This window comes from Acetobacter sp. AAB5 (assembly GCF_050106715.1).
Lineage (GTDB): Bacteria > Pseudomonadota > Alphaproteobacteria > Acetobacterales > Acetobacteraceae > Acetobacter > Acetobacter oryzifermentans.
In genome coordinates this window covers 348,112-372,942 of the sequence record NZ_JBNIEW010000001.1, presented here as the reverse complement: position 1 = coordinate 372,942, position 24,831 = coordinate 348,112, and the positions used below count along the sequence as shown (strand labels likewise).

Here is a 24,831-nt window from a genome sequence, read left to right as displayed (position 1 = left end):
GGAAGGCAGCTTATCAATTTAAGCTGTCTTCCGGTTGTTGTGTCCACTTCAGAGAAATCGCTGCGATTGCAGTGGTTTTTCGTATTGAAAGGCCGGTACCTTGGTCCTTCAGAAAAACTGGCAATCTCTGATCAAGCCTGAAAAGCTTGAGGTCGAATCCGGTGTGGAGCCAGCACGCATCGCAACCGTGGTTGCAGAACCTCTGGAACGCGGGTTCGGGATGACACTGGGGAATGCGCTGCGGCGTGTTCTGCTGTCCTCGCTTCAGGGTGCGGCTGTTACTGCTGTGCAGATTGACGGCGTGCTGCATGAGTTCTCGTCTGTTGCGGGCGTTCGGGAAGATGTCACGGACATCGTGCTGAACATCAAGCAGCTGGCACTGCGTATGCATGGCGAAGGGCCAAAGCGTATGATGCTGACGGCCACAGGCCCCGGCGAAGTGCGTGCCCGCCAGATCCAGACCGGCCATGATATCGAGATCATGAACCCCGATCTTGTTATCTGCACGCTGGATGATGGCGTTAAGCTGGGCATGGAATTTATTGTTAACATGGGTAAAGGCTATGTGCCTGCCGCGGCTAACCGCCCGGAAGATGCACCAATTGGCCTGATTCCGGTGGATGCAATTTATTCCCCCGTAAAGCGCGTGTCTTATAAAGTTGAGCCTACCCGCGTGGGGCAGGTAACCGACTATGATAAGCTGCTGCTGACGGTTGAAACCAATGGTGCTGTAACACCTGAAGATGCTGTGGCTTTGGCTGCACGTATTCTGCAGGATCAGCTTCAGCTGTTCATTAACTTTGATGAGCCGCGCCCTGTGCAGGCTGAAGAGCCTGAAGATGATCTGCCGTTCAACCGTAATCTGCTGCGTAAGGTGGATGAACTTGAACTGTCTGTTCGTAGTGCAAACTGCCTGAAGAACGACAACATCATCTACATTGGGGATCTGGTGCAGAAGAGCGAGCAGGAAATGCTCCGTACTCCGAACTTTGGCCGGAAATCCCTGAACGAAATCAAGGAAGTTCTCACTTCTATGGGGCTGTCCTTGGGTATGAATGTGCCGGCTTGGCCGCCGGAAAATATTGAAGAGCTGGCAAAGCGGCTTGATGAGCCGTTTTGATCTGACTTTTCACACGATACGTAGGAACTGAACTATGCGTCACGGGATTGCCGGCAGAAAGCTCGGCGTTACTTCTTCTCACCGCGCAGCCATGTTTCGCAATATGGCTGTTGCACTGATCAAACACGAACAGATCACCACCACGCTGCCTAAAGCCAAGGAACTGCGTCCGGTTGTTGAAAAGCTGATTACGCTGGGCAAGCGGGGCGACCTGCATGCGCGCCGTCAGGCTTTTGCCATGCTGCGTGATGATGTGATCGTGAAAAAGCTGTTTGCTGCTATTGCAGAACGCTACAAGGCTCGTAACGGCGGTTATACGCGCGTTCTGCGTGCTGGCGTGCGTTATGGCGATGCCGCACCTATGGCTGTTATCGAACTGGTTGATCGCGATGTGTCTGCCAAAGGGCAGGACAGCGGCCCACGTCCGGAAGCAGAAGAAAAGCAGGATCTGGCTGCATAAGCCACGTATCTGGTTTTTAGAAAAAAGGCTGGCTCAGAAATGGGCTGGCCTTTTTTTTTATGCTCTCATAATTGCATGAGTGATGCGATTTTATATCGTGAAATTGGCTGGAAAATTTACACCATTTCAACATGGTATATTGACAATATAGCCTTCTGGCACGTTAGTAATTGCAAAATGAATGGCGCAAACAAACACGGTGGCATTATGAGGCGAGTTTTTCTGCGGATTATGCTGGTGGTCAGCCTGCTTTTTGTAGGGCTGACACAGCAGGCACGGGCCGGAACCCCGGTGCGTATTGGGTATATTCCTGTTCTGGGTTCATCCGCCCTGTTTGTTCTGGATGGTGAAGGCTGGGCCAAGCAGGCTGGTTTGGATCTGCAACTTGTGCGCTTTGGCTCTGGCCCTCAGGCTATTCAGGCTTTGGTGTCCGGGCGTATTGATGCCTACGTGGCAGGTGTGTTGCCGCTGTTGCAGGCACGTGCGCATGGTGTGGATGTTAAGGTTGTGGCCTCTGGTTCGGTTGAGGAACTGGAGCTGGTGGCCCGCGGCCCGTTGGCGCAGATCGTGCCAGAAGGGCAGGAAGGTGGTCTGTCTGCTCAGATCATTAAGGATGGCTTTGCCAAGTTCAAGCAGGAACAGGGGCATTTGCCGCGTGTTGCCGCACAGCCAGCCGGGTCCGTCCCGGATATCATGCTGCGTTACTGGCTGCAAAAACGCCTCGATATTGCGCAGCCTGCCTCTGTTATCAATATTGCCGGTGTGGATATTGATGCCGCACAGCAGGCTTTTCTAGCTGGTGCGGTAGATGCCGCCGTATTGCGCGAACCTTCTTTAACAGTTGCAAAAATGCGTGTGCCGGAAGCCAGAATTCTGGCCACCGGGCATGATATGCTGCCCGATCAGCCGGGTTCTGTTCTGGCTATTGTAAAGCCAACAGAAGTGCCATGGGCAAAAACGCTTACAGGCCTGTTTGTTAAAGCCAACACGTTGGTGTCTCAGCATCCGGACGAAGCAGCTCCTTTCGTGCGCACAGCACTGGGTGGCGGTATGCTGAAGGAAGAAGTGTTGCAAAAAGCCCTTGCACGTTCTGCCCAGCATTTTGTGAGTGATCCTGCACGCATTGTAGAAGGCGTGCGCCAGTTGCAGGATTTTGAGGTTGAGCAGGGGCTTTTGCGTAAGGCCGAGCCAGTGGATGGCTTGTTCGATCTGGAGATGTGGAAGCAGAGCCAGCAGTGAGGGATAAAGTTTCGTTTTCAACAAAATGGGCGTTAGGTCTTATCGGGCTTATCGTCTTTTTTGGAGGGTGGGAGGCAGCAGTTCGAACAGGATTGCTGCCTTCTGGTATGGTGCCTGCTCCCAGTTCACTAGGGCCAGCCTGGCTGGATGAAGTGCGCGGGGGCTTTTGGCAGCAGGCCATTTTAGATAGTCTGCATCATTATCTGTTGGGCCTGCTTATTGGTTCCGTGCTGGGGGCTGGTTTAGGCATTCTGTGCGGCATGGTGGCGGTTGTGGATGGCTTGCTGGAAGGCATTGTCCGGCTGCTGCGGCCTGTGCCGGGCTTGGCGTGGGTGCCTTTTGCCATTTTGTGGTTTGGCCTGAACACATCGGGCGCCACCTTTGTGATTGCCATTTCAGTTTTCTGGATCAACTTTTACGCGGCCCATAGTGCCGTGCGCGGGGTGGACCCAGAATTGTATGAGCTGGCAGCCGCTTTTGGGCATGGCAGCTTTTTGGGGCGTTTGTTCAAGGTGGTGCTGCCTGCGGCTTCTCCCGGCCTTATGTCTGGCCTGCGCACAGGTTTGGGGCAGGGCTGGATGTCTGTTGTGGCGGCGGAACTGTTTGGCGTTCCCGGTATTGGTGCGCGGATGATGCAGGCATCCAGCTTGTTGGCAACCGATGTTGTGGTTGTTTATATGCTCACCATGGCTTTGCTTTATGCGGTAACTGATTTTCTGTTCGGGTTTGTAAGAAAGCGCGTGCTGAGGTGGCAACCATGAGCGAGAAACACAGCGTTGCCAGCTTGGATAATGTCGGTCTCTCGCACGATGGCGGAGCCAATTTTGTGTTGCGCAATGTGAGCCTCACATTGGAGCAAGGTGAATTTGTTGCGCTTTTAGGCCCATCTGGTGTGGGAAAATCCACGCTTCTGCGCGTGTTTATGGGGCTCATGCAGCCTACGGAAGGCACAGTGGGTGGTTCGGCCTGCACAACAGATGCAGAGGAAACAGGCACCAAACGGCGCAGGCGTGCCTTGGTCTTTCAGGATGCGCGGCTGATGCCGTGGCGCTCTGTGCTGAAAAATGTTGAATTCGGGCTGGAAGGCTTGGGCCTAACGCGTGAAGAAAAGCACACGCGCGCCATGGATGCGCTTAAACTGGTTGGGCTGGAGGAAGCGGCAGATCGGTGGCCCCGCCGTATGTCTGGCGGGCAGCGGCAGCGTGTAGGGGTTGCGCGTGCTTTTACAGTCAATCCTGATCTGCTGTTGATGGATGAGCCTTTTGGCGCGCTAGACCCTATTACACGCAGCAGCCTGCAAGAGGAGCTTCAACGTATCTGGCAACAAACGCATAAAACCGTGCTGTTTGTAACGCATGATATTGAGGAAGCCTTGCGCCTTGCTACCCGTGTAGTGGTGCTTGCGGGCGGCCCACCAGCAGGTATTACGGGTGAAATTGCCATTACGATGGATGAAAGAAACCCCGAAAGCACGGTGTTTAGAACCTATGCGGCCCGTTTGCGCGCCATGATTGCGGGGGAAAAAGACCCCGGTGGTGCTCCGTACTGGCGTTCTGCTGAAATTTAGTTGAAAAGCATATAAATAAAAGTCACACGCATCCTTTCTGGGGTGTCGTGCGTTCACATGCAACAAAATGGGGAGACATCGCATGAGCGATGACAACACAAAGGATTACGCGCTGGAAGAAGGTATTGGCCGTGTTCAGGATGGTGCGGAAGGCTTGTTCAGCCAGCTCCCCAGTTATGATGAAATGAACCCGGCCAAGCGTTGTGCTGCAACGGAAGCTGTTCGGGATGTGGTGATTGACCAGCCATTCCTGATTCTGCCGGTTGTGGGAATTTTCAGCTTTATTGTTGGTGGCCTGCTCCGGCGGCGACGTTAAAATTTTGATAGATTTTCAGTCAGAAAACTCTGCCTGAAGGTGTGAAGGAGATGATTACATGCTGAAGCTGGCACTGTTTTTTCTGGTTATTTCCCTTATTGCGGGACTGTTCGGTTTTGGTGGCATTTCCTCCGCAGCCGCGGGAATGGCAAAAATCCTGTTCTTTATCGCAATTATTCTGTTCGTTGTTTTTCTGGTGGTGGCCCTGTTGGCTGGGCGTGCCATTACAAAATAACCGCTTCTGAATAGCCAGAGCATGAAAAAACCCCCGGTCTGAAAAGGCCGGGGGTTTTTGTTTGTGCAGCTGCAAAAGCAGGACGCCCTAGTTTTTATCCTTTTGGATAAAGGAAGGCAGAAGCGGGTTGTCTGTTTGCATGGAATCCTTGCTCGGCAGCGAGGATGCATCCCACCCACCACCAAGAGCCTCAATAAGCGTGACGGAATCCAGAATACGGCTTTGCTGAATTTGCAGTGCCGTTTCCGCATTGGAAAGGGCTGTTACTTCCGCTGTAATAACCGTGGTGTAAATCTGGGTGCCAGCCATGTACTGGTTGAAGGAAATCTGCACAGCCTTGTTGGCGGCTTCTACAGCAACAGCCTGCTGGTCTGCCTGGTCTGCCAGTACGCGCAGGTTGGCAAGCTGATCTTCTACTTGTTGCAGGGCTGTCAGCACGGTCTGGCGGTAGGCGGCTACGTAGTAATTATAATTGGTGTTGGCTTCACGCACAGCGGCGGTACGTGCGCCCCCCTCAAAGAGGGTTTCCGTAGCGGAAGCACCTAGCGCCCAGATACGGTTGGCTACTTGCACCAGAGCCCCCACCGGGTCACCACTGTAGGAGTAGCTGGCTGTTAATTTTACATCCGGGTAAAACGCAGCAAGTGCTGCACCAATCTGGGCGTTATATTCCTCCATCCTGCGTTCTGCGGCAGAAACATCTGGGCGGCGTTGCAATAGCTCTGAGGGCACGGCAACAGGAATGGCCGGAATATCCCGCGTAAGCGCACCGTGGGGAATGGAAAGATCCGCCGGAGATTTGCCCATCAGAATGGCAATGGCATGTTCATACCCTGCGCGGGCGGCATCTGTTGCAGTGGCTTGGGCGCGTGTTTGCTCAAGCTGGGTTTTGGCCTGCATCAGGGTGGTGGGGTCAGCCGTACCTGCATCATACTGGTTTTTGGTAATCTGGTAGGAGCGTTCGTAAAAATCTACGTTCTTTTGCAGCAGATCGTGCAAGCTATCCTGATACCGCAGGTTAAAATAAGCTGTTGCCAACTGCGCCTGATAGGAGAGTTTGGCATTGGCCAGATCAGCCGCAGAAGCCTGAGCCTCTGTCACCTGAGCCTGAATCTGACGGCGGATATTGCCCCACAAATCCAGATCCCACGAGGCCGAAGCACCCATTGCATAGGTATTTTCTGTGGTGTTGGAGGCAACGGAGGAGGTTGTATCTCCGTAGTTAATAATCGTGCCTGATGAGCGCGAGCCACGGCCAGAACTCTGCCGGTTGAAGGAGAGGGCACCGCTTAATGTAGGATACAGCTCTGCCCGTATGGCGTTAATGGCGGCGCGGGCATTGCGGTATCTGGCCTCATACTGCGCGACGTTCTGGTTGTTAATTTCCACCTGAGATTCAAGCTGGTTCAGCAGCGGATCATTATAAAGCGTCCACCATGCGCCTTTGGGAATGGCCGCCAAGCTGGGCTGTGCATAGTTCCACCCAGCAGCAGGCCGTAGCTCCTTGAACTGCGGAGAGATAATGGCCGAAGGGCGTTTATAATTGGGGCCAACCATGCAGCCCATAAGCGCCAGTGGTGCCATAAGGCTGGCAGCGCGGCGGGACAGTTTTTTGTGTTTGAGCATCATGCTGGAAAAAGAAGGCGAAACCATCAGCTATCCTGCCGGGAGGTGCGAGAAAAGAAAGAGCGCAGGCGTATTTTCTGAACACGCAGCCGCCACGTATCAAGCGTAAGATAAATAACAGGGGTGGTGTAAAGTGTAAGGGCCTGACTGACGAGTAACCCGCCCACAATGGCAATGCCCAACGGGTGGCGCAGTTCTGCCCCATAGCCATTGGTGATCATTAGCGGGGCCGCCCCCAGCGCTGCGGCAGCGGATGTCATGATAATGGGGCGGAAGCGGAGCAGGCAGGCCGTACGGATGGCCTCAAGCGAAGACATGCCATGTTCACGCTCTGCCACAAGGGCAAAGTCCACCAACATGATGGCGTTTTTCTTCACAATGCCAATCAGCAGAATCACCCCGATCATGGCGATAAGCGAGAATTCTTCACCAGCCAGTTGCAGCGCCAACAGGGCTCCCACGCCAGCAGAAGGAAGGGTGGAGAGAATGGTGAGCGGGTGCAGATAGCTTTCGTACAGAATACCCAGAACAATATACACCGCGGCCAAGGCTGCCAGTATCAGCAGGGGTTCATCATTCACGGCTTTCTGGAACTGTGCGGCATTGCCCGCAAAACTGCCGTGGATGGTGGATGGCATATGCAGCGTAACCTGTGCGGCGTTGATAATCTGCGTTGCCGTGCTAAGCGAAACACCCTTGGCCAGATTGAAGGAGATGGTGGAAGCCACAGCCATACCCTGATGGTTGACCGAAAGGGGTGTACGTGTCTGCACAATCTGAGAAACCAGCGTAAGCGGCACCATGCTTTCTGATGATGTGCTGACAGCAGACCCGTTGGAAGCCCCAGCGCCTCCCGCCAATGCGTTGGCAATCTGGTTTTTGAAGGATTCCGAACTGAGGGAAGATGCTGAACTGCTTCCGGCCTCATCCAGCCCGCTGGTGTTGCGCACGCGTATGGTGTTGGATTGTGTGCCACCGCCCGCTGTGCCACCGGCCACACTAACCCACACTTGCATCAGGCTATGGGGGTTGGACCACAGCACTGGGTCAGCTTCCATCACCACGCGATACTGATTGAGCCTGTTGTAGATGACAGAGGCCGCGCGTTGCCCGAAGGCATCGTATAACGTGTTGGAAAGCAACTGCGGCGTGATGCTGACACGTGCGGAGGTATCACGGTCTATATCCACGCTCATGGCGGAACCACCCTGCTGCACGTCGGATGAAAGATCGGTCAACTGTGGGTGGCGGCGTAATTCACTTTGGAGCTTGTCTGTCCATGTATAAAGCTCAGACGCGTTTTCACCTTCCAATGTGTATTGGTAGGAAGCGTTGCTCTGCCGGGCGCCCGCACGTACGGCGCCGGGTTCCATCAGAAAGAAATCAGCCCCCACCAGTTTGCTCAGGCGTTTGCTGATACGGTTGATAAGGTCTGTGGGGGTATCAGAACGCTCGCTTTTGTCCTGCAACTGCAAGAACAGATTGGCTTGGTTGGAAGAGCCGCGGCCACCAATAAAGGAGGAAACACTTTTAACTTCTGATTCCGCCAGAATAGCCTTTTGCACATCAGCCAGTTTTTTGCTGAGAGCGCCAAACGAGATGGATTGATCCCCCTGCAAATGCCCCATCAACAGGCCCGTATCTTCTACCGGGAAGAAGCCCTTGGGCATAAGAATAAACAGCGCGACAATCAGCGCCAGCGTAAAGGGCAGGCTCAGCAACACCAGCTTGCTATGCCGCAGCGCAACATCGAGTGAATACGCATATCCAGCCTGAAGTTTATCTAGCGCACGGGTAATACGTGCCGCCACACGGGCAGAAAACGGTGCGTGTTCCTGCGTTTCAAGCGCGGGCGCACGTGGGGCCAACAGGTAAGCGGCCATCATGGGGGTAAGCGTGAGAGATAGCACCATGGAAATAATGATGGTGATGCTGACCGTCATGGCGAATTCATGGAACAACCGGCCCGCAAGGCCACCCATCAGCAAAATGGGCAGAAAAACCGCAATCAGCGAAATGGAAATGGAGAAAACGGTAAAAGCTACCTCGCCGCTACCTTTTATGGCGGCTTCTCGCGGGGGAAGGCCCTGTTCTATGTAGCGGGCAATATTTTCCACCACCACAATGGCATCATCCACCACAAAGCCGGTGGAAACCGTAAGCGCCATAAGGGACATATTGTCCAGCGAATAGCCAAACAGCGCCATTACCCCAAACGTGGCCACAATAGAAGCTGGCACCACAATGGCGGGAATAAGCGTCATTCTAACAGAGTGCAGAAACAGCAGCACCATCAGCACAACCAGCACCACGGAAATAACCAGTGTAAGCTGTGTATCGGCCAGAGAGGCGCGGATGGTAAGGGAACGATCCAACCCTATGTGCAAATCCACCCCGCCGGGCAGAGCAGCCTTGAGCATGGGCAGCTTAGCGTTGATCTGATCCACTGTATGGATCACGTTGGCCCCAGCCTGCGGGAACACGATGGCAATAACCGAGGGCTGGCCATTGTAATATCCGGCGTTGCGCAGGTCTTCCACGCTATCACGCACTTGGGCAATATCCGCCAGCCGCACGGGCCGATTATTGCGCCATGCGATAATCAGATCCCGATAATCCTGCGCTTTGCTTACCTGATCATTCGTATCCAGCGTAAAGCGCATGCCGCCTTGGTCAATAATACCTTTGGGGGTATGAGCATTGGCCGAGGCCAGAGCTGCGCGCACGTCTTCAAAGCTGATGCCGTAGCGGTAAAGCGGCAGAGGGTTTATTTCTGCACGGATAGCTGGCAGCGCACTCCCGCTGATTTCTACCTGACCAACACCTTCTACAGATGAAAGATGCTGCACCAGTACATTGGTGGCGTAATCATAAAGTTGTGGGCGCGTATGGGTGTCTGATGTCAGGGTTAAAATCAGAATGGGCGCGCCGTTAGGGTTGGCTTTGCGGTACGTCGGGTTTTGCCGCAGGGAGGACGGCATATCCGCATGGGCTGCCTGAAGGGCGGCTTCCACATCTCGCGCAGCGCCGTTGATATCGCGCGAGAGCGAGAATTGCAGCATGATGCGCGTGGTGTTTTGCGAGGATTGTGACGTCATTTCCGTCACATCCGCAATCTGCCCCAAATGCCGTTCCAGCGGGGCCGCTACAGAACTGGCAATTTCTTCCGGGCTGCCGCCGGCCTGCGTGGCCTGCACCATAATCACCGGAAAATCCACATTCGGCAGGTCAGATACCGGCAGAGTGCGGTAGCCTAAAATGCCCCCCAGCAACATGGCCACCGTAAGCAGAATGGTGGCCACGGGCCGGTCAATAAACAGCCGGCTTATGCTCATGGTGTGGAATGTCCATCAGCCGGAGGTGGGGCAGAAGGCTGGCTGTGCCGGTGCCGCATGGCGTTGAACTTGTGGGCCAGCGTATCCAGCGCCAGATAAATAACCGGCGTTGTAAACAGCGTAAGCAACTGGGAAAGTGCCAGCCCGCCAATAATGCTCAGCCCCAGCGGGTAACGCAGCTCGGACCCCGTGCCATGAGAGATCACCATGGGCACAGCACCCAACATGGCGGCAAGGGTTGTCATTAAAATAGGGCGAAAACGCAGCGTGGCGGCAGTGCGGATGGATTGAAGGGAGTCCATGCCATGCACGCGTTCGGCTTCCAGTGCGAAGTCGATCATCATGATGGCGTTTTTCTTAACAATGCCAATCAGCAGCACAATGCCGATAATGCCCATAATATCCAGATCCACGCCTGCAATCATCAGCGTTAACAGCGCTCCAATGGCGGCGGAGGGCAGGGTGGATAGAATGGTAACCGGATGCACAAAGCTTTCGTAAAGAATGCCCAGCACGATGTACACGGCAATCAACGCCGCAGCCACAAGGAACAACTCATTGCTGAGTGAGCCTTCAAACGCGGCCGCCGTGCCTTGGAATGATGTCTGGAAGGTGGAGGGTAGCCCGATTTCTTTTTCCACCTTGCGGATGGCGGCCGTGGCATCTCCCAGCGCATAGCCATCGCTCAGATTAAAGGAAATGGTGGTGGCGGGAAACTGCCCAAAATGTGTGAGCAGCAGGGGCGCTGTTTCCTGCGTAACGGTGGTAACGGCATCTAGCGGCACCATGCCGGAAGTGGGTGAACGCGTAGGGCCAGAAACACTTTCCCCCGAATTGCCGCTGATACCGGGCAGATAAAGTTGGGAGAGTGAGGAAAGGTTGGTCTGGAACTTGGGGTCTGCTTCCAGAATAACGCGATACTGGTTGGACTGCGTATAGATGGTAGAAATCTGCCGCTGGCCAAAGCTATCATACAGCACGTTATCAACGGTTTGCGGCGTGATGGAATAACGTGCCCCGGTGGCTCTATCCAGCGTAACCTTTGCCACCAGCCCAGATGCCTGCAAATCCGATGTGACATCAGAAAGCGCAGGTTCCTGCTTCAGGCGGTCCAGCAGCTTTGGCACCCATGTTTCAAAGGCACCGTATTCCGGGTTTTCAAGCAGGAACTGGTATTGCGTAGCCGTAACTGTTGTATCCAGAGAAAGATCCTGAATAGGCTGCATATACAGCTTGATACCGGCTACCTGTGAGGTTTCATCGGCCAGCCGCCGGGCAATTTGCGCCGCTGTGCTTGTGCGGTCATCATGTGGTTTCAGGTTGATAAGAAACCGGCCCTGATTAAGCGTGGCGTTCTGCCCATCCACCCCAATAAAGGAAGAAAGCGAGACCACATCCGGGTCTTTCAGCAGCACTTTGGCAAGTTCTTGCTGATGCTCTTTCATGCTTTCAAACGAGATGGTTTGTGAGGCAACAGAAATACCCTGGATAACCCCCGTATCCTGCGCGGGAAAGAACCCTTTGGGGATAACCCACGCCAGCACACCTGTAAGCAGCAGTGTACCTACAGCCACGCACAAGGTTAGCACGCGGTGGGCCAGCACCACATCCAGTATGCGGTCATACCCGGCAATCAGCTTTTCCGTGTAGTCTTCCATCCGGGCAGACCAGCGCTGGAATGCTGTTGTGGCAGAACCGGCATCATGCACACGTTCAGAAAGAATACGCGCGCACATCATCGGCACCAGTGTGAGCGAAACCACAGCAGACAGAATGATGGTAACGGCCAGCGTAAGCGCAAATTCATGGAACAGGCGGCCCACAACATCGCCCATGAACAGCAGCGGAATAAGCACCGCAATCAGCGAGATGGTGAGCGAGATAATGGTAAAGCCAATTTCCCCGGCCCCTTTCAGGGCGGCTGTCATACGGTCTTCTCCCGCCTCCACGTAGCGGGAGATGTTCTCGATCATGACAATGGCATCATCCACCACAAAGCCGGTGGCGATGGTTAGCGCCATAAGCGAAAGATTATCCAGCGAGAAATCCAGCAGATACATCACTGCCAGCGTGCCGATAATGGAAAGCGGCACAGACAGGCTGGGAATAATGGTGGCAGGGATATTGCGCAGGAATACAAAAATAACCGCCACAACCAGCGCGAGGGATAAAAACAGTTCGCCCTGCACATCGGACACAGAGGCGCGAATGGTGGTGGTGCGGTCTGTTAGCGGGGTAATATCAATACCCGGAGGCAGCGTTTCCCGCAGGGCAGGCAGGGTGGCTTTTACGTTGTCCACCACGGAAATTACGTTGGCGCCGGGCTGGCGCTGCACGTTCATGATCAGCGCAGGTGTAAGGTTGGACCACGCCGCAAGCTGCGTGTTTTCCGCACCAACAACCACCGTTGCGACATCACGCAGGCGGATAGGGCCGTTGTTCTGATAGGCGATAACCTGATTAAGCAGCACATCTGCACTGGTAATCTGCCCATCCACCTGCAACGTGGCGGCCTTTTGCGGGCCATCAAACGTACCGGTGGGGGAGTTTACGTTCACGTTGCCAATGGTGGTGCGCAACGTGTCCAGATCCATACCGTAGGATGTAAGCTTGGGAATGTTAACCCGCACCCGAATGGCTTTGCGGTTGCCACCAGAAAGCGTTACCAGCCCCACGCCGGAAATCTGGCTGATTTTTTGCGCCAGACGCGTATCCACGTAGTCTTCCACTTCTGGCAGCGGAATGGTGGAGGATGTAATGCCCAGTGTCAGCACAGGCGTATCCGCCGGGTTTACCTTGGCGTAAACCGGAGGGGCTGGCAGATCTGTTGGCAGCAGGGAGTTGGCCTGGTTAATGGCTGCCTGAACTTCCTGCTCCGCCACATCTATGGAAGTATCCAGCGCAAAACGCAGGGTAATAACCGATGCCCCACCAGATGAGCGTGATGTCATCTGGTCCAGCCCCGGCATCTGGCCAAACTGGGTTTCCAGCGGGGCAGTTACAGAGGTGGACATGACATCTGGCCCAGCGCCGGGGTAGAATGTTTCAACCGTAATGGTTGGATAATCTACCTGCGGCAGGGCGGAAACGGGCAGAAAATGGTAGCCCAGCAGGCCAGCCATAAAAATGGCCAGCATAAGCAGAGTAGTGGCAACCGGCCTGCGAATAAAAAGGGCTGAGGGGTTCACTTTGCCGCGGAATCCGATGCTGGAGTGGTTTGTGCAGGAATGGTGACTTTAATGCCGGCACGCAGATGGTCTGTGCCATCTGTTACCACTCTGTCACCATCCTTCAGGCCAGAGGGAACAACAATGTTGGTGCCATCTGATGTGCCCGTGGTAACGGGCCGCACTTCAACGGTGTTATCGGCCTTTACAACGTAAACAAATAGGCCATTGGGGCCAGTTTGCACTGCTGTTGTGGGCAGTAGCAGCACATTGTTAAGTGTTTTAACCAACAGGCGGGCATTTACAAACTGGTTGGGAAACAGATGCTCATCCGTGTTGGGGAAGATGGCACGCAGGCGCACGGTGCCGGTGGAGGTATCTATTTCACTATCCAAGGTGCTGACGGTGCCATCCGCAATTTTTTGCGTATTGGAACTGTTCCATGCCTCTACGGAAAGGGATTTTTGGGTGCGTAGCTCTTCCGCTACTTCGGGAAGCTGATCCTGCGGGAGTGTGAAGATAACAGAGATAGGCTGCATCTGCGTTAGAATAGCCAGCCCGCCAGATTGACCCGCCGTAACGTAATTGCCCTTATCCACAGCACGTATGCCAATACGGCCATCTACGGGTGCAATAATATGGCAGTAAGTGATCTGGAGCTTCTGGTTATCCACCAAAGCCTGATCGGATTTTACCGTGCCTTCCAGTTGCTGCACGATAAACTGCTGATCCTTGGCCGTTTTAGCATCAATACTGTCCTGCCGGATCAGGCGCTGGTAACGCGCGCTATCTACGCGTGCCTGTGCAAGCTGGGCTTTATCTGCAGCAAGTTGGCCTTCATATTGGGCTAGCAGCACCTCATAGGGGCGGGTGTCTATCAGCGCCAGCAGGTCACCTTTGTGTACGTGCTGCCCTTCCGTAAACAGCACGTTCATCAGGTAGCCTTCCACGCGGGTTTGCACGGTCACGTTGGTAATGGGGATAACCGTTCCCAACTCGGTAAACACCACGGGCATGGAGCCACTATGCACCGTTTGCACGGCAACGGGCTGCGCCTGAGATGCATCAGCCGTGTGGTGTTTGCCCTTTTTATGCGTTCCGCTGCTGGTGTCTCCATGCGGGCGCAGGAAGGCAAAGGCCAGCACGCATGCGCCTGCCAGAGCTATGCCTGCAAGTAACATCCGTTTTTTACGGGGAGGGCGCGGAGATGGTGAAGACGGAGAAACGGGAGAGGCTGGCTGATGTTCATCCATGTGGCGCGCTGCGTATTACCTAAAAATAAGGAATATTGGTTCAGACAGGAAAATAAAGGTCAGAATAAGGTTTTATAATCCATCTGAGAGAAGTGATGTGGGCCGGAAAGCAGGAGGTCCTGCTTTCACCGTAAAACGTACCACATGGATATGGGAAGGGCTTGTTACGTTTTTTAACGTTTGTTTCCGCTCATGGAGGCCCCGGCAGAAGGTGCAAGGCTTGCCGCAAATGGCACAGCCAGAAGAGATACAGCCCCGGTTGCCAGAAAACCTGCGGAAAAATCGCCCAAAGTGGGTGTTGTGTGGCCATATATTTGCCCCAGCACGGTAAGCGTGCCCGCAGCAATACATATGCCAGCAGAAAGCATGATCTGCTGCATGGTGGAATACAGGCTGGTTGCAGCGCTCATGTTACTTGCTGGCACATCAGCATAGGCAATGGTGTTGTAAGCGGAAAACTGGATAGCTTGCGCAGCTCCGGCACATGCCAAAATAAGCGAAAAAAGCCACAAGGCATGCGGCAGCCGAAAGCTCGCCACCAGTGTAAAAACGACAGCAGCGGAAACGCCATTGAACATCAGCACTTTACGAAAGCCCCAGCGCCGCAAAATGGCGGGTACAAAGGGCCGCGTTATTAACGCTCCAATGGGGGCTGTAAATGTCACCAGCCCGCTTTGTGCCGCGTTGAGCCCCATGCCGATTTGCAGAAAGGATGGCATGAGAAAGGGCAGCGAACCCACAGCCACGCGTGAGGCCGCGCCCGCAAAAACAGAAATCCGAAATGTGGGAATGCGCATGAGCCGGAAATCTAGCAATGGCGCGGGAATACGAAAGGCATGGATGCAGTAAAGGGCCATCAGAAGGCTGCCTGCGCCCAGCATAACCACGCGCAAAGTTATTGCGCCTTCTGCGTGGCTGAATAGTTCTGCAAAAACAGAAAGCAGCGCCAGCCCACCCCCAGCCAGTACCATGCCCTTTAAATCAAACGGCGCTGGTGAGGGCTCGCGAATTTGTGGAATAAAGCGCCACGTAAGCCCCAGCCCGACCAGCCCGATAGGAATGTTGAGGTAAAAATTCCACCGCCATGAAAACCATGTGGTGATAAATCCACCAACCACCGGGCCAAGCAAAGGGCCAAGCGTTGCGGGCAACATCATCCACGTCATGGTGCGCACAAGCTGATCACGCGGTGTGCTGCGGATAATCACAAGCCGCCCTATGGGCACCATAAGGGCGCCGCCAATACCTTGCAGCGTGCGCATGCAGGCCAGAAAGGGAAGGGAGTTTGCCTGAGCGCAAAACAGAGAGCTGGCGACAAAAATGCAAATGGCCGCCATCAGCACGGAACGGCTGCCCAGCCTGTCTGCCAACGCACCAGAAGCCGGTATGAAAATAGCTAACCCAATAATATACGATGTGAGCGCAACAGAGGTTGCAACTGTATCAACGTGTAAACTGTTAGCAATAGAAGGCAGAGCTGTTGCCAGAATGGTGCCATCAAGCTGTTCCATAAACATCATGGAGGCAACGATCAGGGCGGTGAACTGCGCTTTGGTCGGGCGTGGCATGCCTAGTCAGAAACGTGTTTTTGCGGTCTGATGCAACCTATGATCCTGCAAGCACTGTTTTGTTACGGCAAGCAGGCGGGCAGGATTGCACTCAAAGTTTAAGGAAAAAGTCATGGCTGAAGATAAAATCAAGAATGTTGAAAGCAAGGTTGAAGGCGCAGCAACAGATGCCAAAGGCCATGTTAAAGATGCAGTCGGCGGTTTGACAGGTAATATTGGCATGCAGGCCGAAGGTAAGTTCGATCAGTTTGCTGGCCACATGCAGCAGGATTTTGCAGACCTGTACGAAGAAGGTGAAGGCGTGCTGGAAAAGGCAGCAACCTTTGTGCGGGATAAGCCCCTGCTTTCATTGGGTATTGTATCCGCTATTGGCCTTGTTCTGGGCTGGCTGATCTTCCCCCGTCGCAAGCGTTCTTGAAAATTTAGTTTACCGGGACTCTTGCGCTCCTAGGTAAAAAAATGCTTCTCCTTCCCTGCGGAGTCGCAGTTGATGCGACTCGGTTAATTTAGCCGAGTCGCATCAAATGGATGGAAAGAGAAGCAATGCCGGACTTTACGCGGGAACAGCAGCTGGGTGGCCGAGTGGCCGGGGTGGATGAAGTGGGCCGTGGCCCGCTGGCAGGCCCCGTGGTTGCTGCCGCCGTGGTGTTTGGTGCTGGTGTGCCTGCTGATCTTGCCGCCGTTATTGATGATTCCAAAAAATTAAAACCAGCTGTGCGCGAAGCCATAGCGGAACGCCTGCCGCAGGTGCCGGGTATTGAAATCGGCATTGGGGCAGCTTCCACTGCGGAAATCGATAAGCTGAACATCCATCATGCAGCCCATCTGGCCATGCAAAGGGCGGTAGGCCGCCTGCCGCGCCTGCCAGACCACGTGCTGGTGGATGGCAACAAGCTGCCGGATTTTGGCTGCGCCGCACAGGCTATTGTGGGCGGAGACAGGGTAAGCCTGTCTATTGCTGCGGCATCTATTGTGGCCAAAGTGGTGCGAGACCGCGCCATGGCCCGGCTGGATGCGCGCTGGCCTGATTACGGCTGGGAGAAAAACGCGGGCTACGGCACGGCTGTTCATCGCAAGGCGCTGATCAGCGTGGGCATTACACCGCACCATAGAAAGACGTTCGGCACAGTGCGCCGGCAGCTAGAAGAACATTATTCGGCGGAGAAGCAGGTATGAGCGGCGCAAAATCAGCATCCATGGAACTCCCTATTGATCAGATCCTCCGTGGTGAATGCGTGGAAACCATGCGTTCCCTGCCTTCTGGTTCTGTGGATTGCGTGTTTGCAGATCCGCCATACAACCTCCAGTTGCGGGGGGAGCTACGCCGCCCAGATGATACGCTGGTGGATGGCGTGGATGATGACTGGGACAAATTCTCTGATCTGGAAGAATATGACCGCTTCACCCGTGCATGGTTGGCAGAAGCCCGCCGTGTGCTGCACAAGGATGGCACAATTTGGGTGATTGGCTCCTACCATAACATCTACCGCATTGGCGCCATTTTGCAGGATCTGGGCTTCTGGATTCTCAATGACATTGTGTGGCGTAAATCCAACCCCATGCCCAATTTCCGTGGTCGGCGTTTTACCAACGCACATGAAACCCTTATCTGGGCTGCGCGTGGGCAGGATAGCCGGTACCGCTTTAACTACCAGGCCATGAAGGCGCTGAATGATGATGTGCAGATGCGCTCAGACTGGTATCTGCCCCTGTGCACAGGCAATGAGCGCCTGCGGAATGAGCACGGGTTGAAGCTGCATCCGACCCAAAAACCCGAAAGCCTGCTGCACCGCGTGCTGCTGGCTTCCACCACGGTAAACGATGTTATTCTAGACCCATTTTCCGGCACGGGCACCACGGCTGCCATGGCGCGCCGTTTGCGGCGGCATTTCATTGGTATTGAACGCCACCCGGATTATGTAGAAGCTGCCATGGCGCGTGTGGCCGCTGAAACGCCGCTGGAAGCCGATGCAGTGCAGACCACTCAGGATAAGCGTGAAGCCCCGCGTATTCCTTTCGGCTCATTGGTAGAGCAAGGGGTTATTGCTGCAGGTACGGTGGTGTGTGACAAAAAACGCCGCGTACATGCGACTGTTTCGCCCGATGGCACGTTGGTAAATGGTACCAAGCGTGGTTCCATCCACAAGTTGGGTGCGCAGCTTACAAATGCCCCTTCCTGCAATGGCTGGACATTCTGGTATTTTGAACGGGCAGGGGAATTGTTGCAGCTTGATGTGCTGCGGCAGGAAACGCTCCAGAAAACAGCGCAGGCATAACTGCGCTGTTTTCTAAGGCGTAAGAATATACTTTAAAAACAGATATAAAAAGGCAGCGTTTTAGCTGCCGCCAAAGCCCAAAAAGCCCACAGAAGGTTGTGCGGTGCCGCCTGTGCTATCGTACCGCCGTTCTTGTATTTGCTTCTGTTCGTCCTGCTCATAACGGGCATTGTTGATGCCACCAGAAACAACAGGTTCGGAACCACCATCCATGCTGCCACCGTAAGAACGCGGGTTATCTGCCGGAGTGCGGAGGGATAGCAGAAGGAAGGTAATGGGGTTACGGTTGAGGTCGATAGACATATCCAGTGGTGTCTGACCCAGAATATTATGCCCGTTCAGATCCGCCCCACGGTTAATGGCATCTTTTGCAGCAGAAATGCTGCCACGGTTAATGGCATCAAACAGGGCGGCTGTGGGTTCCACATCCTTGTTGGATTTATCCCCGTCATCTTCATCCAAGCCTGATGCACCAGGAATATTGGTGGGCGGGGCAGCCTGTTTGGCAGCCTGCGCGGCTTCCGCCTTTTTGGCGTCTTCAGCAGCAGCTGCTTCATCGCCCCCTTGTGCCTGCGCCCAGACAGGAGTGGTGGCAAAGCAGGCAAAACTGCCCATAAGCACGGCAGAAGAAGCAAGGCGGCAGAAACGGGTCATTGTCTGTCCATCATTACACGTATGCGTCATGCTATCACACCGCATAATGGTGTGAAAGTGGAGAGACCGCACACCCCACTCTTTCCCTGCTGTTATCAATTCCGGCCTTCACGCCACCATCCTGCAAAAAGGAAGGCGAGGGATACCAGCAGCATGCTCCATGTTGGCAATAAGGGTTCTGCGCTTTTACCCGTTACAATATGCGCGCCACGTTGCGGGAAGGCCAGCCAATTTGCACCGTGCAGGGTGGAGGATTCTGCCATCCGAATGGTGGGTATGGCCAAATGTTCGGGCGTACCCAGCCAGAACACACCACCGCCAGACTGCTGCACAATAGGTGCCAGCTTGGTGGCTGTGGCCCGTAAATCCGTCATTTCACGGATATCGCTTTGCACTGGGGCTGCGTAGGCGGTGTGGGTGCCATCTGTTACCTGCCAGATTCCTGCTTCATTGGCGGGCATGGTTGCTGTCTGGCTGCCATCCTGTGGGGCAGCATGCAGGTGCAGGGTTGTTTGCGTGCCCGAAGGCGCCGTGATGGTAACATCGGGCGGAGTGGCTTCGGTGCTGATACTGTGGCGCGTTACGGTTAACACGCTGTCCGTAATGCTGGCAGCCAGTTGTTCTTCTTCCAGCTCTGGCTCTTTCATCAGCCAATGAGAAATCCGGCGCAGCAATTCCGCCTGCGGTCCGCCACCACCTTCACCGCGAGACCAAAGCCAGATCTGGTCAGAAAGCAGGAGGGCCACACGGCCCTGATCCACCCGGTCCAGTACCAGCAGGGGGGCGGCATCTGGCCCGCTCATCAGCACTTCACCATGCGTGCTGTCTGGTTTGAGGGCGCGGTACCAAGGCCCCCATGCGCCTGCAACGGTTGTGGTGCTATCTGGCACGTTGGCATCGGGCGCGCCAGAAAGAGCCGCCGTAACGGGGTGTTGGCGGCCTTGCGCAGTTAACCGCGGGCGGAACTGGCGCTCAACCATGCCTGTTTCTGGCGGCACATGCGCGGGCAGCACATCGCCTACAGGGGTTTCCTGTAGTGATCCGGGGCCTACAAATTCCGGCCCAGCGGTTAGCAACAGCCCACCACCACGGCGCACAAAGTTGGCAATGTTTTCCAGATAGCTGTGGGGCAGAATGCTGCGGTTTTCAAAACCATCCAGAATAATCAGGTCAAACTGGTTGATCTTGTCCTGAAACAGTTCCTTTACGGGAAAAGCAATAAGCGCCAGATCAGATAGTGGCGTGCCATCATCTTTTTCTGGTGGGCGCAGAATGGTGAAGTGGATCAGATCCACCGCCGGGTCTGCTTTCAGCAACCGGCGCCAGACACGCTCCCCTTGGTTGGGTGTGCCGGAAATCAGCAAAACCCGCAGCCTGTCGCGAATACCCATAATATGGGTGATGCTTTGATTATTCAGTTGTGAGATTTCCCCCGCCAGAGGAGAAACCGAAAGGCTGATAAGCATCTGCCCCGGCCGTGCAACAGGGATGCTGATATCTTGCGGCGTGCCTGTAACAACAGGGATGACCACAGGCTCTTCCCCATTCACGCGCAAGGTAAGTTCCGCTGGTGTGCCAGTATGCGTGCCGGGGCCGGAATCTTCGGTCAATACGCGTAAATGTGCGGGTTGCCCGGCAATGGCGTAAGGCGGTGCTTCTAGTATCTGGAGCTTACGGTCTGTTTCCTCACCTTTGGCGGTCAGCAACACATGTAGGGGCAGGGTGGTTTGTTCCCCCGCAGCAGTGTGCGGGCGCAGGCGATCTGGCAGGCTGGCCGGAATATCAGCAACCTGACCATCTGTAACCATCATGGCGCCAGCAAGCTGATCGGGCGGAATGTCTGCGGCGGCCTGATCCAGGGCTTCAAACAGGCGGGTACCGTCATGCCCGTTCTGGCGCACTGTAACGGTACGAATATTCAGCCCCTCCACCTGCATATGGGCCAATGCATCTGCCGCCTGCCGGGCAATAGCTGCCCGTTGTCCGATAGACATGGAAGGAGATTGATCTACCAGCATAAGGGCGGTTTGGGGCAGGCTATGCCAGCTTTCACGCAGATGTTGCGGGCCTGCCAGCCAGAACAGAAGCGAGGCAAGAGCAGCCAAGCGCAACAAGGCCCCGCGCGCGCCGTTATACAGGCTCCACGCACAAAGTATCAGGCCCCCAATGCCCAGCAGAGCCAGCAGCCATAAAGGCAGAAGCGGCGCAAAACCGATGGATTGCATTAAATTGTTTATCATGGCCGGTCTTCCAGCCGTTTTAGCAGCATGGGCACGTGCACTTGGTCTGCCTTATAACTGCCGGTAAGCGCGTAAATGACAATATTTAGCCCAAAGCGATAAGCCAGTAACCGCTGCTCTGCACCACCAGGAATAACCGCAAAGGGCGTATTGCCAGATGGATCAACCGCCCAAGCATGTGCCCAATCTGCCGAGCCGATAATAATGGGGCTGACTTCATCATTCCCGGCATCGCCTTCCCGTGCCACCCAGATGGGTTGGCCAGCGTAACGGCCCGGAAAGTCATGCAGCAGGTAAAAAGTATGCGCCAGTAGGTGGTGGTCATTCATGGTGACGAGGGGAGGCACCGTTAGCCCTGTTGTAGCGCGGCGCAGGGCGGCGCGTGTGCCCGGAGCATCTCCGGCAAAGCTGGCATCATCTGTGGTGCTGTCTGGCGTGTCCTGCCCTTGGGTATCAATGAGCAAAATGCCACCATGCGCCATAAAGCGGTTGAGTGCGGCTATCATGGCGGGAGAGGTATGGGCATCTGGCGTAATCGGCCAGTATAGCAATGGATAGTAAGCCAGATCATCCGTTTCCGGGTGTACGCCATCAGGGTGGCCCAGCACGGCAGATGTGCGGGCATTCGTAAAATCCGCCAAACCCTGAAGCCCTTGGCGGGAGGCCTCATCTACATCTTCATGCCCGGTCAACACGTAGGCCAGACGTGTTTCAAGTGCTGCTCCGGGCACGGAGGGTGAGGTTTGTTGTGCAGGAGCTGGCGGTTGTGTGTCGGCTGCCTGGGCCGGAGCGGCCATGCCGAACAGCAGCCCGCCTATAAGCAATGCAGCCGTATGAGCGCGCTTGCTAACCAAAAGCCCCTTGCGCATCAGCAAAACCAAAGCGCCATCAAGCAACAGCAGAACAATGGCTGCCAGAAGGCAGAAGCGCCCCAGTGGCACATCCGGCTGTTGGCCTGCCGGATCTGTAATAAGGCCCACGGCGCTTTCAGGATGCAGTGTGGCAACGTGGTCTGCTGCATTTAAGGCGCGGCGGCCAGAACCGGGGCCATACAGGCCCGGTGGGTGCGCGGGGGAAACATCCGTGGTGGCAAAGGCAGAAGCTTTTAGGCCGCGCGCATAAGGTGGCGGAGGGCCAGCAATACCTGCACCATCCAGGGTAAGGGCTGGTTGCAATATGGCATCATCCGCAGGCACACTTACGCCGTTTGCGTGGTCTGTCAGCCTTTGCAGCATAGAGACAAACAACCCGGAAAGCGGCAGGTTAGACCAATCTGTCGTGCTGCTGACATGGAACAGCACAATTTCACCTTTGCCCAGCGCAGCATGTGTAACCAGCGGCGTGCCATCTGCCAGCCGTGCCCATGTATGCTCAGTAAGTGTGGCGGAGGGGCGCGCCAGAACCTGCCGAGAAACCGTGACATCATGAGGAGGCACTAAACCAGCGAATGGGGAGGTGGCATCAAACTTGGCAAGTTTTTGCGGGGTGCCCCATGTCATGGAGCCGCCGAGTTGGCGTGCCCCATCCAGCAAAGCGACGGGAAGCAGATCTTGCGTGGTCTGCTGGGTATTGTCGTTCTCGGTGGTTTCAGTCTCATCATCATGCTGGGCACCGGCAAGGGCTGGTCCTGCAAAGCGGATGAGTGTGCCGCCATTTTTCACCCATTCACGCACTTTTTCCCGTGTTTCCGGGTCTGCCAATGTGCCATCAGGCGCAATTAAAACAGAAAGCGGGCGGCTTAAAAGCGCCAATGGCGTGCCTTCATGCAATTCGGCAGAAGGGGCAAGAGCGCGGCGCAAATAGAACAAAGACCCCACTAAAGGCGTATCCGCCCCGCCGGAAGCCAGAAGCCCTACCGGATGCAGGCGGCTGCTTTCATCCATCAGCACTGTGGTGGCCGCGCTGGCTGTGCCTGCAAGCGTAAGCGTATCTATGCGGTTACGCACGGCGGCAGGCAAGTTCACAGCAATATCGGCGTGCCCAGATTGTGCGGGCAGGGTTGCGGATACAACGGCCAGCGTGCCCCCATCTTGCGTATGCGCAATAACATTAAAACTGCGTGGAGCCGCCGCAGGCATCGCCACCAGCCGTGCCATGACGTTATTGCCTTTATCGACCACCAGAGCCAGAGCCACAGCGTTTTGATGCGGAAAGCGCACTTCCCGCACGCGCCCCAAACTTTGCAGGGTGTGCGTAAACGCGCCATCGCCGGAGGTGGCAACACCATCCGCCAGATACAGAACGCTGCCAAATGTTTGTGCCGCTAGATGTTCCAGTGTGTGGGCGGCAGCTAAGCGATCTACTTGCCAAGGTTCCGGGCGCAACGCGTTCAGATGCTGCCGCACTTGAGCAACAGGCAAGGGGGCAAGGTTTTCTGCCACAGATGTTTCGGCTTCCGGCGCGGTGGTAAGCAACAGCACGGGGCGTTTGGCGCGTTCGGCATCATCCAGAAAATTCTGGGCAGCGGCCAACCGTTCGTTCCAGTCTGCGGCGCTGAACATGCCGTTATCTACAATAAGCAACACCGGGCCAGATCCTTGCTGGGCGGCATTGTGCCCCGGTAGCACTGGCCGCGCCAGGCCAAGAACCAACAAAGCAACAGCAAGCAGACGCAGGAGCAGCAACCACAGCGGAGAGCGTGCAGCCTCGGTCTGGCGTGGTTTCAGGCTGGCCAACAGTTTTACAGGCGGAAACACCTGTTGGCGTGGGCGCGGGGGTATTGCACGCACAAGCCACCACACCAACGGCAGCGTAAGCAAGCCCAGCAGGGCAAGGGGAGCCAGAAAAATCATACCCGGCGGCCCATCAAATTATGCAGGGCCAGCAAGGTGGGCGTGGCTGGAGTATCGGTAACATGGCAAAGATAATCATGCCCAAGGCTTGTAGCCATTTGCTCAATCTGGCTGCTGCGTGCAGATGCCAGATGGGTGTAATCTGCACGCAATGTTTGCACATGGGGCAGCTCAATAGGCGGTTCCTGCTCCAGCCCCGTAAACTCAACGCGCCCTTCATAGGGCAGGGAAAGTTCTGCCGGATCTGCGATATGGAGAATATGCGTGCGCACACCGCGCGCTGCACATTGATGGAGCAGGCCGCGCAGGGCCTCTGTTTCACACAGCAGATCACTGGTCAGCAGTAAATGTGCATGGCGCGGCAGCGCTACAGCGGCGGGCAGCGTATTTTTTTGCGGCGAGGAAGCTTGAAACACCAAAGCCAATGCCAGACGCTCCAGAAGGCTGCCCCCAGAAGGCAGATGCACCATACCGGATGAAGAAAGCAGCCGAATGCGCTCTCCCCCACGAGCAAGAGCGGCGGCCATTGCCAGCGTGAGCAGAATGGCGCTTTCCAGCTTGGTGGGCATGTTGGTGCGTGATTGCCAGTTCATGGAGCCAGAAAGATCACACCACAGCAGAATGGTTTGCGCGCTTTCGGCTTCTGTTTCGCGCACATAAGCGTGGGTGCTGCGGGCGGATTGTCGCCAGTCTATATGCGCAGCGGGCTCTCCCGGCTGGGCTGGGCGATATTGCCAGAAGGTATCTCCCCACCCCGCGCGATGTTGCGGGTGCTGCCCGGCCGCCAGTGTGGCGGCTGTGCGGTTGGCCTGCACAATTAAATCGGGCATGCGTGCCGCCAAGGCCTGCGCCTGCTGAGTAAGCGTGGCAGGTTGCCCGATGGCGGCAGAACTATCTGCCTGCGCGGCAAAATGCGGAGCCTGTGTGGTGCCAGCCTTATTGCGGCGGAATGCGGCGGTAAGAAAGGAGGGGCCGCGCAATGG

The 24,831-nt window shown here is 55.4% G+C and carries 19 protein-coding genes; 10 read left to right on the top strand and 9 right to left on the bottom strand.

Features of this window, described 5'->3' with window-relative positions; genetic code table 11:
• Window positions 1-100 precede the first annotated feature (100 nt).
• The 7 genes from ACP7IZ_RS01700 (at window position 101) to ACP7IZ_RS01670 (ending at window position 4,937) form a co-directional block, all read left to right on the top strand.
• Window positions 101-1,120, top strand: coding sequence for a DNA-directed RNA polymerase subunit alpha (locus tag ACP7IZ_RS01700; protein WP_003622752.1), 1,020 nt, complete (start codon window positions 101-103; stop codon window positions 1,118-1,120).
• Between the two features lie 34 nt (window positions 1,121-1,154).
• Window positions 1,155-1,580 (top strand): 50S ribosomal protein L17, encoded by a 426-nt coding sequence (rplQ, locus tag ACP7IZ_RS01695; protein WP_006116036.1) that lies wholly within the window; start codon window positions 1,155-1,157, stop codon window positions 1,578-1,580.
• A 177-nt stretch (window positions 1,581-1,757) separates the two neighbouring features.
• Window positions 1,758-2,819 carry an ABC transporter substrate-binding protein gene (locus tag ACP7IZ_RS01690; RefSeq protein WP_426847657.1) on the top strand — a complete coding sequence of 354 codons (1,062 nt, stop codon included), beginning with the start codon at window positions 1,758-1,760 and terminating at the stop codon, window positions 2,817-2,819.
• The gene (locus ACP7IZ_RS01685; protein WP_426847591.1) at window positions 2,816-3,580 is read left to right on the top strand and encodes an ABC transporter permease; all 765 of its coding nucleotides are present in this window, start codon (window positions 2,816-2,818) and stop codon (window positions 3,578-3,580) included. Before ACP7IZ_RS01690 ends, ACP7IZ_RS01685 begins: the two co-directional genes overlap by 4 nt.
• On the top strand, window positions 3,568-4,386 hold the full coding sequence (locus ACP7IZ_RS01680) for an ABC transporter ATP-binding protein (RefSeq protein ID WP_124295264.1): 819 nt from the start codon (window positions 3,568-3,570) through the stop codon (window positions 4,384-4,386). Before ACP7IZ_RS01685 ends, ACP7IZ_RS01680 begins: the two co-directional genes overlap by 13 nt.
• 82 nt (window positions 4,387-4,468) lie before the next feature.
• The gene (locus tag ACP7IZ_RS01675; RefSeq protein ID WP_035351594.1) at window positions 4,469-4,702 is read left to right on the top strand and encodes a hypothetical protein; all 234 of its coding nucleotides are present in this window, start codon (window positions 4,469-4,471) and stop codon (window positions 4,700-4,702) included.
• 58 nt (window positions 4,703-4,760) lie between these two features.
• Complete coding sequence (locus tag ACP7IZ_RS01670) at window positions 4,761-4,937, top strand: DUF1328 domain-containing protein (RefSeq protein WP_006116031.1); 177 nt, start codon at window positions 4,761-4,763, stop codon at window positions 4,935-4,937.
• Window positions 4,938-5,024: 87 nt separating this feature from the next.
• Here ACP7IZ_RS01670 and ACP7IZ_RS01665 read toward each other — a convergent pair whose 3' ends face one another.
• From ACP7IZ_RS01665 to ACP7IZ_RS01645, 5 genes are all read right to left on the bottom strand, one after another.
• Window positions 5,025-6,590, bottom strand: coding sequence for an efflux transporter outer membrane subunit (locus ACP7IZ_RS01665; protein ID WP_019090060.1), 1,566 nt, complete (start codon window positions 6,588-6,590; stop codon window positions 5,025-5,027).
• Entirely contained in the window at window positions 6,590-9,898 is a 3,309-nt protein-coding gene (locus ACP7IZ_RS01660) for an efflux RND transporter permease subunit (RefSeq protein WP_426847590.1), read from the bottom strand. Before ACP7IZ_RS01660 ends, ACP7IZ_RS01665 begins: the two co-directional genes overlap by 1 nt.
• The gene (locus tag ACP7IZ_RS01655) at window positions 9,895-13,086 is read right to left on the bottom strand and encodes an efflux RND transporter permease subunit (RefSeq protein WP_426847588.1); all 3,192 of its coding nucleotides are present in this window, start codon (window positions 13,084-13,086) and stop codon (window positions 9,895-9,897) included. The genes ACP7IZ_RS01660 and ACP7IZ_RS01655 overlap by 4 nt, the downstream gene beginning before the upstream one ends.
• Window positions 13,083-14,318 (bottom strand): efflux RND transporter periplasmic adaptor subunit, encoded by a 1,236-nt coding sequence (locus tag ACP7IZ_RS01650; RefSeq protein ID WP_426847587.1) that lies wholly within the window; start codon window positions 14,316-14,318, stop codon window positions 13,083-13,085. Before ACP7IZ_RS01650 ends, ACP7IZ_RS01655 begins: the two co-directional genes overlap by 4 nt.
• Before the next feature lie 173 nt (window positions 14,319-14,491).
• Complete coding sequence (locus ACP7IZ_RS01645) at window positions 14,492-15,886, bottom strand: MFS transporter (RefSeq protein WP_426847586.1); 1,395 nt, start codon at window positions 15,884-15,886, stop codon at window positions 14,492-14,494.
• Window positions 15,887-15,998: 112 nt separating this feature from the next.
• On the opposite strand from ACP7IZ_RS01645, the gene ACP7IZ_RS01640 reads away from it, so the two are divergent.
• The 3 genes from ACP7IZ_RS01640 (at window position 15,999) to ACP7IZ_RS01630 (ending at window position 18,162) form a co-directional block, all read left to right on the top strand.
• The gene (locus ACP7IZ_RS01640; RefSeq protein WP_003628207.1) at window positions 15,999-16,304 is read left to right on the top strand and encodes a CsbD family protein; all 306 of its coding nucleotides are present in this window, start codon (window positions 15,999-16,001) and stop codon (window positions 16,302-16,304) included.
• Window positions 16,305-16,414: 110 nt separating this feature from the next.
• Window positions 16,415-17,062, top strand: a complete 648-nt coding sequence (locus tag ACP7IZ_RS01635; RefSeq protein WP_006116024.1) for a ribonuclease HII — start codon at window positions 16,415-16,417, stop codon at window positions 17,060-17,062.
• Window positions 17,059-18,162: a site-specific DNA-methyltransferase gene (locus ACP7IZ_RS01630; RefSeq protein WP_006116023.1), complete on the top strand. Its 1,104-nt coding sequence runs from the start codon at window positions 17,059-17,061 to the stop codon at window positions 18,160-18,162. Before ACP7IZ_RS01635 ends, ACP7IZ_RS01630 begins: the two co-directional genes overlap by 4 nt.
• Window positions 18,163-18,222: 60 nt before the next feature.
• Here the strand turns inward: ACP7IZ_RS01630 and ACP7IZ_RS01625 are convergent, their stop codons facing one another.
• From ACP7IZ_RS01625 to ACP7IZ_RS01610, 4 genes are read right to left on the bottom strand one after another with little or no spacing between them, the layout of a single operon-like run.
• Window positions 18,223-18,888 (bottom strand): ankyrin repeat domain-containing protein, encoded by a 666-nt coding sequence (locus ACP7IZ_RS01625; protein ID WP_035351775.1) that lies wholly within the window; start codon window positions 18,886-18,888, stop codon window positions 18,223-18,225.
• 23 nt (window positions 18,889-18,911) lie between these two features.
• Window positions 18,912-21,056 (bottom strand): VWA domain-containing protein, encoded by a 2,145-nt coding sequence (locus ACP7IZ_RS01620; RefSeq protein WP_426847584.1) that lies wholly within the window; start codon window positions 21,054-21,056, stop codon window positions 18,912-18,914.
• A complete protein-coding gene (locus ACP7IZ_RS01615) occupies window positions 21,053-23,848 on the bottom strand; it encodes a DUF4159 domain-containing protein (protein WP_426847583.1) in 2,796 nt (931 codons plus the stop codon). Before ACP7IZ_RS01615 ends, ACP7IZ_RS01620 begins: the two co-directional genes overlap by 4 nt.
• Window positions 23,845-24,828 carry a DUF58 domain-containing protein gene (locus ACP7IZ_RS01610; protein ID WP_426847581.1) on the bottom strand — a complete coding sequence of 328 codons (984 nt, stop codon included), beginning with the start codon at window positions 24,826-24,828 and terminating at the stop codon, window positions 23,845-23,847. The genes ACP7IZ_RS01615 and ACP7IZ_RS01610 overlap by 4 nt, the downstream gene beginning before the upstream one ends.
• Between the last annotated feature and the right edge of the window lie 3 nt (window positions 24,829-24,831).

Coding starts and splice junctions, on each gene's coding strand:
- rplQ (WP_006116036.1), top strand. CDS start 1,155: ATGCGTCACGGGATTGCCGGCAGAAAGCTCGGCGTTACTTCTTCTCAC.
- ACP7IZ_RS01690 (WP_426847657.1), top strand. CDS start 1,758: ATGAATGGCGCAAACAAACACGGTGGCATTATGAGGCGAGTTTTTCTG.
- ACP7IZ_RS01675 (WP_035351594.1), top strand. CDS start 4,469: ATGAGCGATGACAACACAAAGGATTACGCGCTGGAAGAAGGTATTGGC.
- ACP7IZ_RS01670 (WP_006116031.1), top strand. CDS start 4,761: ATGCTGAAGCTGGCACTGTTTTTTCTGGTTATTTCCCTTATTGCGGGA.
- ACP7IZ_RS01665 (WP_019090060.1), bottom strand. CDS start 6,590: ATGGTTTCGCCTTCTTTTTCCAGCATGATGCTCAAACACAAAAAACTG.
- ACP7IZ_RS01660 (WP_426847590.1), bottom strand. CDS start 9,898: ATGAGCATAAGCCGGCTGTTTATTGACCGGCCCGTGGCCACCATTCTG.
- ACP7IZ_RS01650 (WP_426847587.1), bottom strand. CDS start 14,318: ATGGATGAACATCAGCCAGCCTCTCCCGTTTCTCCGTCTTCACCATCT.
- ACP7IZ_RS01645 (WP_426847586.1), bottom strand. CDS start 15,886: ATGCCACGCCCGACCAAAGCGCAGTTCACCGCCCTGATCGTTGCCTCC.
- ACP7IZ_RS01640 (WP_003628207.1), top strand. CDS start 15,999: ATGGCTGAAGATAAAATCAAGAATGTTGAAAGCAAGGTTGAAGGCGCA.
- ACP7IZ_RS01635 (WP_006116024.1), top strand. CDS start 16,415: ATGGAAAGAGAAGCAATGCCGGACTTTACGCGGGAACAGCAGCTGGGT.
- ACP7IZ_RS01630 (WP_006116023.1), top strand. CDS start 17,059: ATGAGCGGCGCAAAATCAGCATCCATGGAACTCCCTATTGATCAGATC.
- ACP7IZ_RS01620 (WP_426847584.1), bottom strand. CDS start 21,056: ATGATAAACAATTTAATGCAATCCATCGGTTTTGCGCCGCTTCTGCCT.
- ACP7IZ_RS01615 (WP_426847583.1), bottom strand. CDS start 23,848: ATGATTTTTCTGGCTCCCCTTGCCCTGCTGGGCTTGCTTACGCTGCCG.